The 17,266-nt window shown below is 72.0% G+C and carries 17 protein-coding genes; 7 read left to right on the top strand and 10 right to left on the bottom strand.

Annotated elements, in window-relative coordinates:
• Positions 1-15 precede the first annotated feature (15 nt).
• Together BKA18_RS35810 and BKA18_RS35805 are read left to right on the top strand one after the other, a co-directional pair.
• Complete coding sequence (locus tag BKA18_RS35810) at positions 16-462, top strand: RrF2 family transcriptional regulator (protein ID WP_366045048.1); 447 nt, start codon at positions 16-18, stop codon at positions 460-462.
• 148 nt (positions 463-610) lie between these two features.
• A complete protein-coding gene (locus BKA18_RS35805) occupies positions 611-1,891 on the top strand; it encodes a globin domain-containing protein (protein ID WP_366045047.1) in 1,281 nt (426 codons plus the stop codon).
• Between the two features lie 985 nt (positions 1,892-2,876).
• Here BKA18_RS35805 and BKA18_RS35800 read toward each other — a convergent pair.
• Positions 2,877-3,866 (bottom strand): ornithine cyclodeaminase family protein, encoded by a 990-nt coding sequence (locus tag BKA18_RS35800; RefSeq protein ID WP_366045046.1) that lies wholly within the window; start codon positions 3,864-3,866, stop codon positions 2,877-2,879.
• Between the two features lie 1,053 nt (positions 3,867-4,919).
• On the opposite strand from BKA18_RS35800, the gene BKA18_RS35795 reads away from it, so the two are divergent.
• Both BKA18_RS35795 and BKA18_RS35790 read left to right on the top strand, forming a co-directional pair.
• Positions 4,920-5,177, top strand: coding sequence for a WhiB family transcriptional regulator (locus tag BKA18_RS35795; protein WP_006607855.1), 258 nt, complete (start codon positions 4,920-4,922; stop codon positions 5,175-5,177).
• Positions 5,178-5,478: 301 nt separating this feature from the next.
• A complete protein-coding gene (locus BKA18_RS35790) occupies positions 5,479-6,138 on the top strand; it encodes an NADPH-dependent FMN reductase (RefSeq protein ID WP_366045045.1) in 660 nt (219 codons plus the stop codon).
• Positions 6,139-6,219: 81 nt separating this feature from the next.
• Here the strand turns inward: BKA18_RS35790 and BKA18_RS35785 are convergent, their stop codons facing one another.
• The 7 genes from BKA18_RS35785 to BKA18_RS35755 all read right to left on the bottom strand — a co-directional run bounded on the left by BKA18_RS35785 (position 6,220) and on the right by BKA18_RS35755 (position 13,021).
• Positions 6,220-6,444, bottom strand: a complete 225-nt coding sequence (locus BKA18_RS35785; protein ID WP_366045044.1) for a hypothetical protein — start codon at positions 6,442-6,444, stop codon at positions 6,220-6,222.
• A complete protein-coding gene (locus BKA18_RS35780; RefSeq protein ID WP_366045043.1) occupies positions 6,441-6,848 on the bottom strand; it encodes a hypothetical protein in 408 nt (135 codons plus the stop codon). The genes BKA18_RS35785 and BKA18_RS35780 overlap by 4 nt, the downstream gene beginning before the upstream one ends.
• 50 nt (positions 6,849-6,898) lie before the next feature.
• Entirely contained in the window at positions 6,899-8,425 is a 1,527-nt protein-coding gene (locus BKA18_RS35775) for a sensor histidine kinase (RefSeq protein WP_366045042.1), read from the bottom strand.
• On the bottom strand, positions 8,422-9,132 hold the full coding sequence (locus BKA18_RS35770; RefSeq protein ID WP_366045041.1) for a response regulator transcription factor: 711 nt from the start codon (positions 9,130-9,132) through the stop codon (positions 8,422-8,424). Before BKA18_RS35770 ends, BKA18_RS35775 begins: the two co-directional genes overlap by 4 nt.
• Before the next feature lie 151 nt (positions 9,133-9,283).
• Positions 9,284-11,533, bottom strand: coding sequence for a xanthine dehydrogenase family protein molybdopterin-binding subunit (locus tag BKA18_RS35765; protein ID WP_366045040.1), 2,250 nt, complete (start codon positions 11,531-11,533; stop codon positions 9,284-9,286).
• Positions 11,530-12,528, bottom strand: coding sequence for an FAD binding domain-containing protein (locus BKA18_RS35760; RefSeq protein ID WP_366045039.1), 999 nt, complete (start codon positions 12,526-12,528; stop codon positions 11,530-11,532). Before BKA18_RS35760 ends, BKA18_RS35765 begins: the two co-directional genes overlap by 4 nt.
• A gap of 1 nt (position 12,529) precedes the next feature.
• Positions 12,530-13,021: a (2Fe-2S)-binding protein gene (locus tag BKA18_RS35755; protein ID WP_366045117.1), complete on the bottom strand. Its 492-nt coding sequence runs from the start codon at positions 13,019-13,021 to the stop codon at positions 12,530-12,532.
• A 187-nt stretch (positions 13,022-13,208) separates the two neighbouring features.
• On the opposite strand from BKA18_RS35755, the gene BKA18_RS35750 reads away from it, so the two are divergent.
• From BKA18_RS35750 to BKA18_RS35740, 3 genes are all read left to right on the top strand, one after another.
• Positions 13,209-13,667: an RrF2 family transcriptional regulator gene (locus BKA18_RS35750; protein WP_366045038.1), complete on the top strand. Its 459-nt coding sequence runs from the start codon at positions 13,209-13,211 to the stop codon at positions 13,665-13,667.
• A gap of 256 nt (positions 13,668-13,923) precedes the next feature.
• Positions 13,924-15,189 carry an acyl-CoA dehydrogenase family protein gene (locus tag BKA18_RS35745; protein ID WP_366045037.1) on the top strand — a complete coding sequence of 422 codons (1,266 nt, stop codon included), beginning with the start codon at positions 13,924-13,926 and terminating at the stop codon, positions 15,187-15,189.
• Positions 15,190-15,383: 194 nt separating this feature from the next.
• Positions 15,384-15,896 (top strand): hypothetical protein, encoded by a 513-nt coding sequence (locus tag BKA18_RS35740; protein ID WP_366045036.1) that lies wholly within the window; start codon positions 15,384-15,386, stop codon positions 15,894-15,896.
• Positions 15,897-15,957: 61 nt separating this feature from the next.
• On the opposite strand, the gene tgmB is transcribed toward BKA18_RS35740, so the two are convergent.
• On the bottom strand, positions 15,958-16,887 hold the full coding sequence (tgmB, locus tag BKA18_RS35735) for an ATP-grasp ribosomal peptide maturase (RefSeq protein ID WP_366045035.1): 930 nt from the start codon (positions 16,885-16,887) through the stop codon (positions 15,958-15,960).
• A 6-nt stretch (positions 16,888-16,893) separates the two neighbouring features.
• Complete coding sequence (tgmA, locus tag BKA18_RS35730) at positions 16,894-17,085, bottom strand: putative ATP-grasp-modified RiPP (protein ID WP_040901932.1); 192 nt, start codon at positions 17,083-17,085, stop codon at positions 16,894-16,896.
• Positions 17,086-17,266 lie beyond the last annotated feature (181 nt).

Genomic DNA, 17,266 nt, shown 5'->3' with positions numbered 1-17,266 from the left:
CTATAGAGTACGGGTGTGCGACTGACCAAGAGCACCGACATCGCCCTCCGTATTGCCATGCGCCTGGCGGTGCTCGGCGACGAGGACGCCGCGCCCACCACCCGCGAGGTGGCGAGCGCCGTCGAGGTGCCGTACACCCACGCCGCCAAGGTGGTGAGCAAGCTGACGCACCTCGGCGCCGTCGAGGCTCGGCGCGGGCGCGGCGGAGGGCTGACGCTCACGACCGCGGGGCGTACGGGGTCGCTGGGACGGCTGGTGCGCGAACTGGAGGGGGTGGACGACGTCGTGGGGTGCGAGGACGAGCCGCCGTGCCCGCTGCGCGGCGGCTGCCGGCTGCGCGGTGCGCTGCGGGCGGCACAGGAAGCGTTCTACGCCTCGCTCGACCCGCTCTCCATCGCCGATCTGATCGAGAGCCCGACCGGCCCGATCCTGCTCAGCCTGGCTCCCCGCCCCGCGACCTGAGTGCGATCGGCAACCCGAGCCCGTCACCGGGGACGAGTCCACCTCCAGGACCGCGCTTCCCCTTGGCCAAAAATGCGCATCCAAGATGCAAGTTTCAGTTCCTTCCTCCTCCCTCCCCTCTCCTCCTTTTCGAGAATCGGAGCAGTCGATGCTGTCGAGCGAGTCCGCCAGGACCGTCACCGCCACCCTCCCCGCCGTGAACGGGGCCATCGATGAGATCACGGCGCTCTTCTACGAGAAGCTCTTCACCGCGCACCCCGAGCTGCTGCGCGACCTCTTCAACCGCGGCAACCAGGCCAACGGCAGCCAGCGGCAGGCCCTTGCGGGGTCGATCGCCGCGTTCGCGAGCCATCTCGTCGCGCACCCGGACAGCCGGCCGGACACCATGCTGGCGCGGATCGCACACAAGCATGCCTCGCTCGGGGTGCGCGAGGACCAGTACCCGATCGTGCGGGAGCACCTTTTCGCGGCCATCGCCGAGGTGCTCGGCGATGCGGTGACCGATGACGTGGTGCGCGCCTGGGACGAGGTGTACTGGCTGATGGCCCATGCCCTGGTCGCCATCGAGAAGCGGCTCGGCGCCGAGGCGGGCGTCCAGGACGGCAAGGTGTGGCGGCCGTATCGAGTGGCCGGCCGCATCCAGGAGACCGACGCGATCGCGACCTTCCTCCTGCAGCCGGCCGACGGCGCGCCCGTCCCGCCGTCCCGCCCCGGCCAGTACGTGTCCGTACAGGTCCAACTCCCCGACGGCGCACGACAGATACGCCAGTACAGCCTGTCCGGACAGCCGGACGGCGGGCTGCAGATCTCCGTGAAGCGGGTAGCGGCCGGGCGCCGGGCCGGGGCCCCGTCCGAGGACCCCGCGGGCGAGGTCTCCGGACATCTGCACGCACACGTCCACGGCGGCGAAATCCTGTATGTGAGCCCGCCGTTCGGCGAGGTGGTGCTCTCCGAGGACGGCGCGGGCCCGCTGCTCTTCGCCTCGGCGGGCATCGGTTGTACGCCGATGATCGGCATGCTGTCGCATCTCGCCGCCGCGGGCTCCCGGCGCCGCATCATCACCGCCCACGCCGACCGGTCGCCCGCCACCCACCCGTTCCGCACGGATCTTTGCCGGCTCACCGACAAGCTCCCCCACGCCACGGCGGAACTCTGGTACGAGGAGGGGCTCCAGGGCAGGGAGGGGCTCCAGGACGGCGAAGGGCTCCGGTGTGACCGGGACGAGACGGAGCAGGGGACGGCCGAGGCGGTGACCGTGCGCACCGGTCTGATGGATCTGACGCAACTCGCCCTTCCGGCCGGCACCACCGCGTATCTCTGCGGGCCGGTGCCGTTCATGAAGGCGGTGCGTACCCAACTGCTGGCCTCGGGAGTGCCCGCCGCGCAGATCCACTATGAGGTCTTCGGTCCGGACCTCGGTCTGGGCTGATATCCGTTGCCGGCCGCCGCCCGAGGGGCCGGTGCGGCTCCGGTCGCTGTCCATGTGAGCGGCGGGCCTAGGGGGTGTCTCTTCGATCTCCGTGGATCAGCCTGCGGCGTCTGGTGCCGTGCATCGCAAGGCGGAGCATCTCCCGCGGACTGGGTGTCCGTGGGTGATGCGACAACGCCGCGAGGCGCGGTGCCTGGGGGCACCTCCCAGCGTTAGCTGGGGGAGCGCCGCAGGCCCACGGAGATCGGAGAGACACCCCCTAGACGCGCCCCGTGCCGCTGCCGTCCCGCCGTGTTCGAACGCTGCTCGTCAGCGCGGGAGTCCCACGAAGGTTCGCATCTGTCCTTCGTCCGCGTGGAGTCCCGGCGCGTCGTTTGGCCAGCCCCCGAGCCTCCGACACCGTGAAGTCGTGCGTCCTCTCCTTCTTCGTCTTGCCGCGGCGACCGCCGTCCTCCTTGCCGCCACCGGGTGCGTCTCCCTCCCGGCCGGTGGATCCGGGCACGGGCCCGGTACCGCTCCGGGCGGCCGTACAGTCGCTCCGGCCCGGCCCTCACCGCTGCTGATGCCCACCGAGAAGTCCACGCGGGAACGGCTGGTGGATGTGGCCTCCGCACGGCACAAGCCCGGACGGCAGCGGAAGGTGCCCAAGAAAGCTGCCCCCCGAGGGCACGCTGCGGCGGTCAACGGGCTGGAGCGGCGCAAGGGACGGGCCATGCCGCATCACCCGCGTTCCGCTCCGCCCAGGGCGCGTACGCGTACCCAGCCCGTTCGCACCGTGCCACGGCAGCGGCACCACGCGGGTGCGCAGACGCGGGCGCTCCCGCGGCCGGCGCGGCGCGGGGCGACGGTCGACCCGGGTGTGGTGTGCCGGATGGCGTCCGGCCGGGTCCGCGCGGACCTGGTGCAGCTGTGCCACCGGACGTACGGGCGCTGAGCGCGCCGGGCCCGCCTCGCCGTCCGCGACGGGGCCGCCGGCGCTCGTGCGTCACCCCAGCCGGATCTCCGTCCCGGCCGACTGCTCCCGGGCGGCCGCGACGACCAGCGCCGCGGCCGCGGCGTCCTGTACGGCCACACCGACGGACTTGTAGAGGGTGATCTGGTCCGGTGAAGTGCGGCCCGCTTTCCGGCCGGTGAGGAGTTCGCCCAGCTCGGCGTGTACGTGTGCTTCGGTGATGAGGCCCGCGCGGAGCGGGAGCAGCAGATCGTTGCTGCCCGCGGGGAAGGGAGCCAGTGCCGCCTGCCGGGATTCGACGCACACCAGCGCCTCCGCGATCGTGGCGTCGTCGATCTCGCGGCCGTCCGGGTTGAAGCCCACCGAGGTCACATGGACGCCCGGCGAGAGCCAGGAACGGCGGACCACGGGGTCGACGGCATGGGTGGTCGCGGCGGCGATGTCCGCGCCGTCGAGCGCCTCGGCGTAGTCGGCGAACGCCGCGGCGGGGACCTGGAGTTCGGCCGACAGCAGGTCGGCCAGCGCGGCCGCCTTCGCCCGGTCGCGGCCCGCCACCCGGATCTGCCGGATCGGGCGGACCCGGCACATCGCCGCGGCGTGCGATCGGGCCTGGGCGCCGGTGCCCAGGAGTGCCAGCACCGAGGCGTCGTCACGGGCCAGCAGGCGGGCCGAGAGCGCCGAACCCGCGGCGGTCCGGGCCGCGGTGATCGCCGTACCGTCCAGCAGTGCGGCGGGCTCTCCGGTGTGCGGATCGAAGGCGACGATCAGCGCCTGATGGGTCGGCAGAGGGGTGCCGCCGTTGTGCGGGAAGACGGAGACCAGCTTGGTCATGAGCATCTCGGCCGACGGGACATGGCCCGGCATCGCTGCCAGGAAGCCGTCCCGTTCGGGTACCCGCACGGCAACCCGGTCCGGGGCCGCGGCACGGCCCGCGCTGAGGTCCGTCATCGCCGACGCCAGGGCATCGATCAGCGCATCGATGTCGAGCAGCGCCTCGACCTGCGCACGTCCGAGAACCAGCATGCCTCTCACCCTCCCGATCACCGCGTACCGGCCGGCGTCACGCCTGGCCAGGATGCCGACCGTAGCGCCCATGACTCCGACTGCGCCGGGTCACCGTTCGCGACCCTGTGCAACCCCCTCACTCGTGTCCGATCTGGGGTACGTTTCCTTTATGCCGCTTTTATGCGAGCCGGGTGCCTGGCGGACCGAGAGGGACGGAAGCCGGAAGGCAGGAACGGTCCCCGCACACGGAGTCGCGGGCGGTTCGGACGCCGACGAATCCTGGGCCAAGCCGCACGGATCGCTGCGGCAGTGCCCCGAGCGTCCCTTCGCGAGCCCCAGGGGCTCAACAGGAGGTGTAGATCCATGCGAGCAAAGCAGCTGAGGCGCTCCTTGGCGGTCGCCGCGGCCGGTGCCATGCTGGCCGGCGGAGCGGCCGTGGGGACCGCGGGCACGGCCGCCGCTGCGGCTCCCGCCGCGCCGGCCACGGCCAGCCAGACCGTGCACGCCAAGTGCACCTGGCACTCGGGTTATTGGACCAAGCGTTGGTACAACGGGCGCTGGGAGTACAGGTGGCACGGCGGCTGGTACGACGGTCACCACCGCTGGCACCACGGGTACTGGAGCAAGTACTGGCACCCCGGCCACTGGGAGAGGCAGTGGCACAAGGGCTGGTACAGCTGCAGGCACTGAGCCCGCTGGACACAGCTGAGCCCCGGTGCGGTTCCCTGATGAGGGAGCCGCACCTTGCTGTTTCGGCATGATATTGCCGCTCCGTCCGGCCATCGGGTCCCAGGCCGCCCTCGGCCGGGCATCTCCTCTCTCCTTGAACCGGCTGTGCGCCGGGCGAATTTCAGCTGCCGGGCTGCCGGGTCCGGTCCTCCCGGCACGCCGCGGAAGAGGTGTACGAGCGGCGAATCCGTTTGCCCCGCGGGGACGACGCATTGCGGGCGCAGGAGCGGGCACGCGAGGACAGCGAGGCGCCGTCGCAGGGACGTGTGAGGCATGCGGCCGATCCGGCGCCTCGACGCATCGCCTGTGGACCGCGTTCGACCGCGGAGAATGGAGGAACCCATGGACTGGCGCCATCAGGCGGTATGCCGCGAGGAGGACCCGGAGCTGTTCTTTCCCGTCGGCAACACCGGCCCCGCGCTGCTGCAGATCGAGGAGGCCAAGGCCGTGTGCCGCCGCTGCCCGGTGATGGGACAGTGCCTGCAGTGGGCGCTGCAGTCCCGTCAGGAGTCCGGCGTCTGCGGCGGGATGAGCGAGGAAGAGCGGCGCGCCATGCGGCGCCGGGCCGCACGGAACCGGGCGCGTAGTGCCGCCGCTTAGGGGCATAGGCGCCGGGGCCCGTACCGCGGACCGCACGCCGGTCCCGCGTTCCCGGATCAGTCAGGGGCGGTGGCGGTGCACGATCCGCCGCCGCCCCTCCGTCGCGGTCGTACGTGGGCGGGGCCGCGGCGCCCCGCGTCGGTGAGCCGTGGCCGGGCGGCGGGGCCTGGGTCCCGTCGGGCATGGCGTCGTGGGTACCGGATTTCCCGGCCCGGCGCCGGTACGCTTTTGTCACCCCCGGACGGTGACCCGGCGCGTGCGGCGACGGGCCCCCGGGGCGAGGGACCGGAAGGACGTCACCATGACCACGGATGCACACCCCGGTCCGCTGCGCATCCTGGTGCTCGGCGCCGCGCTGCGCGCCGCATCGACCAATGCCAAGCTGGCTTCGCTGGTGGCCCGCATGCTGACCGAGGCCGGCGCCGACGTCGATCTGGCCTCGATGCGGGAATTCGACATGCCGCTGTACGACGGTGATGCGGAGGCCGCACACGGAGTGCCGGACGGGGCGCTCGCGCTGCGCGACCGGCTCGAACGCTGCGACGCCTTCGTCCTCGCCTCCCCCGAGTACAACGCCTCCGTTCCGGGGGTGGTGAAGAATGCGATCGACTGGGTCTCCCGCGTCCGGCCGCAGCCGTTCAAGACCAAGCACGCACTGCTGGTTTCCGCCTCGCCGTCCTTGGTCGGCGGCAACCGGGGGTTGTGGGCACTGAGAGTTCCGCTGGAGCATCTCGGCACCCGGGTCTACCCCGATATGTTCAGCCTCGCCGGGGCGCACGAGGCGTTCACCGACGACGGGCAGCTGACCGACCCCGCGCTCCAGCAGCGCCTGGAGGAGACCGTCACGGCCTTCCTCCACCTCGTCGAGGCCGATGCGCGCTACGTCTGTCTGCAGCGGCGCTGGTACGAGTTCCTCGGCGACCGCACCGGGGCCCCGGTCACCCAGCGGGCCGAGGACTGAGCCGGTTCCCCTCAGAGTGCCGGTGGCGCGCGCCCGCACCTCGTGCGCCCCACCCCGTGATGGGGCGCACGTGTGCGGTCGTCAGCGGTCCGCGGCCGCGTCGGAGTCCGCGGCGGCGGCCGCGCTCGCGGCGTCGTCCACCAGCTTCTGCATCTCCGCCGCGCTGGTGGGCGCCGGGGAGGCGGGCGACGATGCCGCAGGGGAAGCGTCGCCCTCGGCGCGTACCCCGTTGCCGCATCCGGCGACGAGCAGGCCGCACGCCAGGGTGGTCACCACGAGCACCGCGAACTGTCCGGTGCGGGTCACGACGAGGCCGTGTTGTGCTGCGTACGGCACCAGGCGGCGACCTTGGCGAGGTCCTTCTGCCGCTGCTGGAGCGTGGGGACCAGGGACTTGCGGTGGGCGAGCTTGTGGCTGAGGAAGGTCTCGATCTCGTTGTGTCCGGCGGCCTTCGCGTGCGCCACCCGCTTCTCCAACCGGGCGACGGAACCGCGGACTTCGGCGTTGCCCTGGAGTCGGTGCAGGGCCTTCGTGAGGCGCTTGTCGATCCTGGGGGCGCGCTTGCACAGCGACTTCGCGCCGTCGCCCGTGGGGCTCTTGGCGGACCGGGAGGGCGCCGGGGTGCTGCCGGTCGCGGCGGCGGTGCCTGCGATGCCGAGCAGGGCCGTACAGGCAGCCACCGAGGTGATGACCAGGTTGCGGGTACGCATGGAGTCCTCCTCACGGGAAAGCGGGCGCGGTGCCCGTCCGTGCGGAGAAATTAGGGACGTTCCTTGTGGAAACCTTGTGGCCGGCCCCGGTCCGCGGGGTCGGCCGGCCGGTCCAGGTCCGCTGGGTCGGCCAGCCAGTCACGGTGCGCGGGAAGCGCCGGTTGCCGGGGGTGGCCGGACCACTCGGCGGGGAACGTGACCTGGAAGCGGGCTCCTTGCCCGCCGGGGCCGTCCAGGACCCGTAGCTCCGCCCGGTGCAGGGCGGCCTGTTGGGCAACCAGGGTGAGCCCGAGGCCGGAGCCGGGGCTGTCCGGACGTCGGTGGAAGCGCCGGAAAACCTCCTCCCGCCGCTGCGGCGGTACGCCCGGGCCGCGGTCGTCGACGCGGAGGACGATGCCGGGCGAGGTGCCCTCGTCGGCGGGGCGCAGGGAGAGGGCGGCATACGCCCCGGGGCCGGCGGACCGGCCGTGGACCAGCGCGTTGGTCAGGAGGTTGTCGAGCATCGACCGCAGACCGGGCCGCCAGCCGTGGAGGGTCAGCCCCGGGCTGCTGTCGACCACCACCTCGGCCGCGGGATGCCTGCGCCGCAGATCGGCGGCGGCTTCGTCGGCGAGCTCGGCCAGATCGATGACTTCAAAGGATTCCGCCTCGACCAGATCGCCCTGGGCCAGTGCCCGCAGCATCACCAACAGGCCCAACAGGCGGGCGTGTTCGTGCCGCAGGTCGTGCACGGTCTCGGCCCGGTCGGCGGCGTCGAGGTCCCAGAACGCCTCCAGGATGTCGAGGTTGGTCTGCATGCTCATCAGGGGCGTGCGCAGTTCGTGGGAGGCGGCGGCGGAGAACGAGCGGGCCGAGGCCAGTGCCTCGACGGTGCGGGCGGCCTGCTCGTCGTAGCGGGTCAGAAAGGTCTGCAGCGTCCGGGCAAGGTCGTCGACCTCGGTGATCCCGGTCGGGGTGTGCTCCAGCCGGGCGGCGCCGGTGTGCGGGTCGAGGCCGCCGGCCGTCTGCTGGAGCCGGCGCAGCGGCCGGGCCGCGCGGGCCGCGAGCAGCCAGCCGATGCCGCCGGCGAGCGGAGCGGCCAGCAGGGCCACCGTGAGCACCCTGCGGCGCACCAGCCCGAGCTGCGCCTCGCGTGCCGTGTCCGGGGAGAACAGCCACAGCATGCCGCGCGCCTCGGGTCCGCCGCCGTTCACCGGTACGGCGAGCACCCGCCAGCTCTGCCCCTGCGACCGCACGGTCGACGGACGGGTGCCTGCTTCGGGCAGCGGCACCGGCCTGGTGGGCTGCGGGCCGTCCATGACGGTGCCGCCCGGGCCGGTCAGCCGCACTCCGACGTCCAGGGCGGAGGTGAACAGCTTGCGCTGGCGGGCCTGCTCGGCGCGCGGCCGGTCGTGCGAGGTGGCGCGCAGCACGCCGCGGGCCGCCACCGCCACGCTCTGCGCACGTGCGCCGAGACGCTGATCGGCCTGGGCGCGCAGGTCCTTGCTCACCAGCGTCACCAGGACCCAGCCGGACGCCACCAGCAAGAGCGGCACCACCGTCCCGGCCACCAGCGCGATCCGGGTGGACAGCCTCATTGTGCCGCCCCGCTCTCGTCGTCACGCAGGACGAACCCGACACCGCGCACCGTGTGCACGATCCGGCTCCGTCCGCCCGCTTCCAGCTTGCGGCGCAGATAGCTGATGAAGGTGTCGACGGCGTCGGTGCGGACCTCGACGTCATAACCCCAGACGCGCTCCAGGAGCTGGTCCCGGCTCAGCACCAGCCCGGCGTTCCGGGCCAGCACCTCCAGCAGGGCGAACTCCCGCCGGGTCAGCGTCAGTTCCCGGTCGTCGAGCCGCGCGCGGTGGGCCGCCGGATCGAGCACCAGGGCGCCGAGGTGTACGGCATCGGTGGCGGCGGGCGGGCGGCGGCGCAGCAGGGCGTGCAGCCGCAGCACCAGCTCGTCCAGGGCGAACGGCTTGACGAGGTAGTCGTCCCCGCCGGCCTGGAGCCCGGCCACCCGGTCGGCGACCTCGTCGAGCGCGGACAGCATCAGCACCGGTATGTCGTTGCCGCTCTCCCGCAGCCGCCGGCAGACCGTGATGCCGTCGAGATCCGGCATCGAGATGTCGAGGACCATGACGTCGGGCGGCGACTGCGCCAGCCGCTCCAGCGCGGCTCTGCCGCCCTCCGCCAGCCCCACGGTGAAGCCGTTCAGCCGCAGCCCGCGGCCGAGCGACCGCCGGATCGCCGCGTCATCGTCCACCAACAGGACCCGTCCGGTACTGGTTTGTCCGTACATGCACCCCTCCGCGGTGACGGCAGCCTGCCGAAATCATGCGGCATGGGCTCCGCGCCGCCACAGGGGGATGGGCCTTGACCTGCGCCGCTCGGTACGCCGGCGATGTCCGGCCGGGCGCGGCCCGCCGCCCTACAGCAGTTCTGGCGCCGCCCTACAACAGATGCTCGATCCTGATCGGCAGCTCCCGTGCCCGGTATCCGGTCGCGTGGAAGACGGCGTTGGCGATGGCCGCCGCGGCGCCGACCATGCCGACCTCGCCGAGCCCCTTGACGCCCAGCGGATTGACGACCGGGTCCGGCACCTCCACGAACTCGACGGCGACGTCGGGAGCGTCGGCATTGACCGGCAGGAGGTACTCGCCCAGGCCGGCGTTGGCCCAGCGGCCGTCGCGGGTGTCGGTCACGGCGCCCTCCAGCAGCGCCTGGCCGATGCCCCAGAGCATCCCGCCCATGGCCTGGCTGCGGGCGGTCTTGGCGTTGAGGACCCGGCCGGGGGCGAAGACGCCGACCATGCGGCGCACCCGGACCACCCCGAGGTCGCGGTCGACGGCGACCTCGGCGAACTGGGCGCCGAAGGTGGCGAGCCCGTACGGCACATCGGGCGCGGGCGGACTCCAGCTGCCGAGCGCCTCCATGTCGGTCATGAAGTGACGCTCCATCAGCTGGGGGTAGGTCTCGCCGGTACCGGAGTCGTCCCGCAGCTCCATCCGCCCCTGGCGGACGACGACGGCCGCGGGGTCGGACCCGTGCAGCGGGGAGGCGGGGTCGAGGACGGCCTGCGCGATCAGCTGGTCGCGCAGTGTGGTGACCGCGGTGTGCACCGCGGCGCTGATCATGCCGGCGCCCGCCGAACCGACCGTGGCGGCGACGTTCGGCAGATCGGTGTCGCCGTACTCGAAACGGACTTGGCTGAGCGGGACACCGAGGCCGTCGGCCGCGACCTGGGTCATCGCGGTGGCCGCTCCGGTGCCGAACTCCTGCGTCCCGGCCTGTACGACGGCGGAGCCGTCGGCGTAGAGACGGGCCCGGGCGCGTTGCGGCTGCATGGGGAAGAACACCGGGTATCCGGCGGTGGCCATGCCCTTGCCGATCAGCCAGTTGCCGTCCCGCTCGGAGCGGGGTTCGGGGTTGCGGGACTGCCAGTCGAAGCGGGCCGCGCCGCGGCGGTAGCACTCCTGCGCGCCGTCGCTCGACCAGGGGTGACCGGTGTTGGGGTCGGCGTGGGCGTGGTTGCGCAGCCGCAGCTGTACCGGGTCGACGCCGATGCGGTGGGCGAGTTCGTCCATCGTGCATTCCAGGGCGAACATCCCCGTCGTCTCACCGGGGCCGCGGGTGAAGGTGGGCGTCATGGTGTTGCTGCGGATCAGCCGGTACACGCCCTCGTAGTGGGGGCAGGCGTACGCCTGCGCGGCGATACTGAGCGAGGGTTCGGCCCACTCGTCGAACGGCGACGTCAGCGACAGCTTGTGGTGGCGCAGCGCGGTGAGCCGGCCGTCGTCCGTCGCCCCCAGTTCGATGCGTTGTTCCTGCTCTTCGCGGTGGCCGCAGGAGGTGGCCATCTGCTCCCGGGTGAGCGCCAGTTTGACCGGGCGCCGCACCCATCGTGCGGCCATGGCCGCCAGGGTCACATGCGGCCAGATCATGGCCTTGCAGCCGAATCCGCCGCCGACGAACGAGGCCCGTACCCGCACCTTCGACGGGGGGATGCCCAGCAGCGCCGCGACGGTGCGCTGGCTGGCCACGATGCCCTGGGTGGCGTCATAGAGGGTGAGCCGGTCGCCGTCCCAGACCGCCGTGGTGGCCGAGGGTTCGATGGGGTGGTGGTGGTTGGCGGCGAAGTGGTAGGTGACGTCCAGGCGTTGGGCCGCCGCCGCGAAGCCGGCCTTGATGTCCCCGCGCACGCTGCGGGCGGGGACGAACCCCGCGAAGATCGCCTCGGGTTCGTAGGCCTGGTCCCTGCCCTCTTCGAGGGTGGTGACGGAGGCGCTGGGCGCGTAGTCGACATGGATCTGCCGGGCCGCGAAATGGACGCGTTCGTACGAATCGGCGATCACCATGGCCACCGGCTGGCCGAAGTAGTGCACGACCTCGTCCTGCATCGGGAAGAAGCTCTCCCCGGGGGCGGCATGGCCGGCCAGGGACGGCAGCAGCTGCGGTGGGGCGGCGACCTTCGGCAGGTTCCGGTGCGTCAGCACGGCGAGCACACCGTCGGCGTCCTCCGCGGCACCGGTGTTGATGCCGATGATCCGCCCGCTGGCCGTACGGGCGCCGACGAGGGCCGCGTAGGCGGTGCCGGGCGGGGTGAATTCCGCTGCGTAGCGGCCGCTTCCGGTGACTTTGGCGGGACCGTCGACGCGGTCGAGGGGTCGGCCGACGGCTTCGAGGGTGCTGCCCGTGGTCATGCCGGCTCACCTCGCAGGGCGGCGGCGGTCCGCAAGGCGCGGACGACGGTGCGCCGGGCGAGCTCGGCCTTGAAGGCGTTCATCGGGCGGGTGACGGCGGGGGCCAGCTCCGCGTCCGCGGCCCGCGCGAAGGCGTCCTCGTCGGCGGGCTGTCCCAGCAGCATCTCCTCGGCCCGGTGCGCCCGCCACGGCTTGGTCGCGACCCCGCCCAGCGCGAGCCGGACCCCACGGATCACCCCGTCCTCCAGCGCCAGCGCCACCGCGGCCGAGGCGAGCGCGAACTCGTAGGACTCCCGGTCGCGCACCTTGAGGTAGCGCGACCGCCTCGCCATGGGGAGCGCCGGCACCTCGATCGCGGTGATCAGTTCGCCGGGGGTGAGCGGGTGTTCCCGCTCGGGTGTGTCCTCCGGGAGCAGGAAGAAGTCGTCGACCGGGATGGTGCGGGCTCCCTTGACGCCCTCCACCTGCACCACGGCATCGAGCGCGACGAGCGCGACCGCCATGTCGGAGGGGTGGGTGGCGATGCAGTGCTCGCTGGTGCCGAGGATCGCATGGCCGCGATGGACGCCCTCGAGCGCCGAACAGCCGCTGCCGGGAACGCGCTTGTTGCAGGCGGACTCGGGGTCGCGGTAGTACGAGCACCGCACCCGCTGCATCAGATTTCCGCCCATGGACGCCATGTGCCGCAGCTGGGCGGAGGCTCCCAGCAGGAGCGACTGGGACAGCATCGGGTACCGCTCCACGACACCTGGCGCCTCGGCCACCTCGCTCATCCGGGCCAGCGCCCCGATGACCAGTCCCCCGTCGGCCCGGTCCTCGATACCGGCCAGCGGCAGCCGGTTGATGTCCACCAGCCGGTTCGGACGCAGCACGTCCAGCCGGAGCAGGTCGACTTCCGTGGTGCCGCCCGCGAGGAAGGAACTGCCGGGGTCATTCGTCACCGCCGCGACCGCACCGGGGACGTCCGTCGCACGGGTGTAGCTGATGGCACGCACATCACTGTCCTGTCTTCCGGTCCCGCACCTCACGTATGGCGGAGCGGATATGGGGATAGGCCGCGCACCGGCAGATGTTGCCGCTCATCCACTCGGCGATCTCGCGGTCGGTCTCGGCGTGCCCTTCGTTCAGCAGCGCGACGGCGGACATGATCTGGCCCGGGGTGCAGTACCCGCACTGCAGGGCGTCGTGCTCGAGGAACGCGCGCTGCATCGGGTGCAGCTCATCGCCCTCGGCGAGGCCCTCGATGGTGGTCACGTCCCGGCCTTCACAGGTGATGGCCAGCGTCAGACAGGCCAGCACTCTGCGCCCGTCCACCCATACCGTGCACGCCCCGCAGGTTCCCTGGTCACAGCCCTTTTTGGTACCGGTCAGTGCCATGTGCTCACGCAGCGCGTCCAGCAGACTCACCCGTGGTTCCAGGTGCAGAACACGCGAGACGCCGTTGACGACGAGGTCCATCTGCACGCCGTCGGGCCCGCGGATCTCCATGACGGAAGGCTTGGCGACGGATAGGGACGCGCCTTTGTCTGCCACGACACTCACCTCGGAGTCGATGCCGTACGTCGAGCGTCCGTCCGGTCGTCGGGGCGCGCAACCGGACGGGTGAGGTGCTCGGGACCAGGTCGCGGATGCCCCGACGGGCCCGGGCCGTGACCCGTACGGGATAATGCGGGGCATGCGGATCTCAGCCAGAGCGGACTATGCCGTGCGTGCCGCGCTGCACCTCGCTGCCGCCCGGGACGCGGGGCCGCTCAAGGCAGAGGCCATCGCCCACGCCCAGGACATTCCGCACAAGTTCCTCGAAGGCATCCTGAACGACATGCGCCGGGGCGGGCTGGTGCACAGCCAGCGCGGCGGCAACGGCGGCTACCGGCTGGCCAAACCGGCGGAGGCGATCAGCATCGCGGACGTCATCCGTGTCGTGGACGGGCCGCTGGTGTCGGTACGCGGCGTCCGCCCGCCGGAGTTGTCCTACACCGGCCCCGCCGAATCCCTGCTGCCGCTGTGGATCGCGCTGCGGGCCAACGTCCGGCAGATCCTCGACGGGGTGTCGCTGGCCGATGTCGCCTCGGCCGAGCTGCCGTCCCAGGTGTCCGCCCTGACGGAGGACCCGGCGTCCTGGGAGAACCCGTAGGGGCTGCTCCAGCACACCAGGAACGGTCTCGTATCCCAAGACCGGGTTGTCCGCCCCTTGAACGCCCCTTGATCCGCGCCTAGTCCGCACAGCATGCTTTCCCTATCAATTCAGTGGGAAAACTAGGGAAGGGGACTGGGTGTGCAGTGTGCACACAGCACGGTGTTCCGTCTCTGCGGCCGGCGGCGCAGTCTGTCCGCCCGCACCCGCCCCACCCGACACACCCGACACACCCGACAGGACGGTGCACCGCGCCATGCCGAACAAGTCCGCAGCACGGGCCGGCTCCGCGCCGGCCGACCGGCTCGTCGACGAAGCGCTCCGGCCGCGACTCACCCGGGAGGTCGCGGACGATCTGGCGGTGGACGCTCTGCTGCGCGACCGGGCGGGCAAGCCCCCGTTCGACGAGGCCGCGCGGCTGCGCGAGGCGGGGATGCCCGCGCTGCTGACGCCGCCCGGCCCGGACCGTCGGGGCACCGACTGGCGCACCGCCTGCGGGGTCATCCGGGAGATCGCGGCGGCTGACAGCTCCATCGGCGAACTGCTGGGCCGGCACTATGCGCTGTCGTGGAGTGCCCGCTTCTTCAGCACCCCGGAGCGGGCCGACGCGCTGGAACGCCGGGCGGTGGCGGAGCAGTGGCTGTGGGGCGGGAGCACGGACGTCCCGGGCGCCGAGGCGGCGACGGAGGACGGCCTCACGCTCACCCCGGCCGACGGCGGATACGTACTCAGCGGAGGCACGACCCTCGCCGCGGGTGTGCAGGTCGCAGACCGGCTGGTGCTCGGCGGGGTGGGGACCGACACCGGTGACTCGCTGATCGTGTGTCTCGACCCGGAGCGTCCCGGGGTGACGGCCGACGCCGAGCACGACCGCCTCGGCCAGCGGCTCGCCGGAGCCGGCAGCCTCAGCTTCGACGGCGTCCTCGTCCCCGCGGACGAGGTGCTCGGCACCGTCCCCCGCGATGAGCACGCCGTCTCCCCGTTCGCCACGCTCGCCCCGCTGGTGCTCCGGCTCGCCCTGGTCCACGTCAGCCTGGGCACCGCCGAAGGCGCACTTGCCGAGGCGCGGGACAGCAACCGGGCGGCACCGGGCCGTTGGCCGGTGACGGGGCCGGACGAGAGCGCGTACCCGGACCGCCCCGGTGTGGATCCGTATCTCCTGCTCGCGTACGGGGAGCTGGTGACGGCGGCTCATACTGCGGCGGCGGTGGTCGAGTCGGCGACCGAGGCGCTGGCGCGGGGGCTGCTCGCCGGGTCCGCGCTCGGTGTCGACGAGCGGGCCGATATCGCGGTCCTGGTGGCCGCGGCCGAGGCCACCACCGGCCGCTCCGCGATGCAGATCACCACGCGCATCCTGGAACTCACCCAGGGCTCCGGTTCCGCCGCCGACCCCCTCGGCTTCGACCGGTTCTGGCGCAATGCCCGCATCCTGACGGCGCAGGCCTCCCCCGCCCACCGGCTCCGCGATATCGGTGACCACTATCTGAACGGCACGCACCCGCCCTTGACGCTGCGCGCCTGACCGCTTCGGCCCGCGGGGTCGCGTACTGCCGGGCGGGCGCGCGGCCGGTGCGGTGGTCACGACGGGCGGTGCGGTGGCGGGGTAATTCGCCGGGGCCCTCGGCGCAGCTTCGAACGGATCGGCACCGGGGGCTGCTACATCTCGTCTGTACACCCCGGAACGGGGGAGCTCCGTCGGTCCTGTGAGGTGGCGCCTTGTCAGAAAGCAGCAGTGTTCCGGTACGGCCGGGCAGACGGGCGGAATTCCTCCAGCGGATGCTGTTCGGCGCCGTATACGGGTCGGTGCTCGCCAGCGCCCTGGCAGGCGCCCTGAGCCACGAAGGCATGGACCCCGGGTACGACGCGGCGTGGGTGACGCTGTCCGCGGTGGCGGCGGCCGCGGCGCACGGCTATGCCCACTCCATCGCGCACCGGGCCGAGGACGACACCCACGCCACCGCGAGCGCGGTGCGTTCGATGCTCACCGAATGGCCGCTGGTGACCGCGATGCTGCCGACGATCGCCGCCCTGCTCGGCGCCTATGCGACGTGGTGGACCGAGGCGGGCGCGGTCGAGGTCGCCCTGACCATCAACATGGTGGCGCTGTTCGGCTGTGGCGTATGGGCGGCCCGGGTGGCGCGCCGGGGGTGGTGGGCGTCGCTTCGGGTCGGTGGCGTGGACGTGCTGATCGGGTTGTTCATCGTGATCGCCAACAGCCTGAGCAAGTAGCCGGAAGGCGGCAGGGGCCGGACCGGATCGCGGTCCTTCGGTGCACGTGCCGCCTCCGGGATCAGAGCGCGGTTTTCACCGCCAGCCAGCCGGCGATGGCCTGGGCGATGGGCTGGTCGGTCTCCAGCTGGACGAAGCCGAACTGGCCGCCCTGGTTGCATTCCAGGAACCACCAGGCTCCCTCGGGGTCCTCGGCGAAGTCAAAGGCTCCATAGGCAAGTTGGGCGGCATTCATATACGCGAGCACTGCTCGATGGACGGCGTCCGGAACCTCGACGGCCTCCCAGGTGCCGTGGTGGGTGAAGCGGCTGTCCACTTCCTCGGGGTCGGCCTTCTTGCGAGCGGCGAAGAGCTGATCCTCGATACACGTCAGCCGGATATCGGCCTCCTTGGGGACATGCCGCTGGAGCAGGGTCGGGCCGGCCGCCACCCCGGAGAAGTCCGTGTCCGGGCTGATGCGCGTGGTGGGCAGCACCATCGGCGGGTCGCCGGGGTGCTTTCCGCTGACCGACTTCACCACGAGGTCCCGGTGGGTGGCGGCGAACTGACGGGCGGCGGACGGAAAGGAGGTGAGCAGTGTGGGGGGTACGAGGAAGCCGCTTCGATGGGCGATATGGAGCTGCCACGGCTTGTAGCGGGCCTGCGCGGCCGCGGTGGGGTGGTTCATCCAGCGCGCGTGGGTGCAACTGAGCATGCCGTACAGCGCCTGCTCGGCCTCGGCCGTGATCCAGGCGGACTGTTCCGCGGAGCGCGCTCCGGGGACGCCGGGCCGGCGGACCCATACCGAGCGCAGGCTGTTCAGGCTCACCATGCGTTCGCCCGACTTCAGATATCCGTGGAAGTCGTTGTCGGCGTACTCCGCCGACAGGGAGACCCGCCCGGGCAGATCGGCGGGGTCGAGGCGGACGAGCGGAACCCCGAGCTCGTGCAGCGTCGCGACCACGATATCCGCGGTCAGATCTTCCTCGCAGGTAAGGACCAGGACGGTCATCGGTGCTCAGTCGTCGAAGTGGGTCTTGGAACCGGCGGTGGAAGCGGTGGTGCCGGTGGCCAGCAGCACGGCCCGGCTGCAGGTGGCCGGGCGTCCGTCCGGCAGGACGTTGAGTTGCCGCGTGGCGTCGTAGCTGTACGGGGTGCTGGTGGCCGACTTCACCGCCGGGCGGGCGTAACTCAACGCAAACGGTCGCATGCCATCTCCTTCAAAAAACGGTTTCCGAGCCTTAGGCGCGGGGCAGGGGTGGAAAGCCCCGCCTTATGACTCTGCACGGAAGACGCGACAATCTGGCCGTTTAGTTGCCTCTTTTGCTCGTTTCCAGCGTTCCCCTTGACTGAAAAGCGGCTAACGCGTACTCCCTGTCTTCCTTATGTGT

It is taken from the genome of Streptomyces auratus (assembly GCF_050433025.1).
GTDB lineage: Bacteria > Actinomycetota > Actinomycetes > Streptomycetales > Streptomycetaceae > Streptomyces > Streptomyces sioyaensis.
This window is presented reverse-complemented; position numbering and strand designations above follow the sequence as displayed.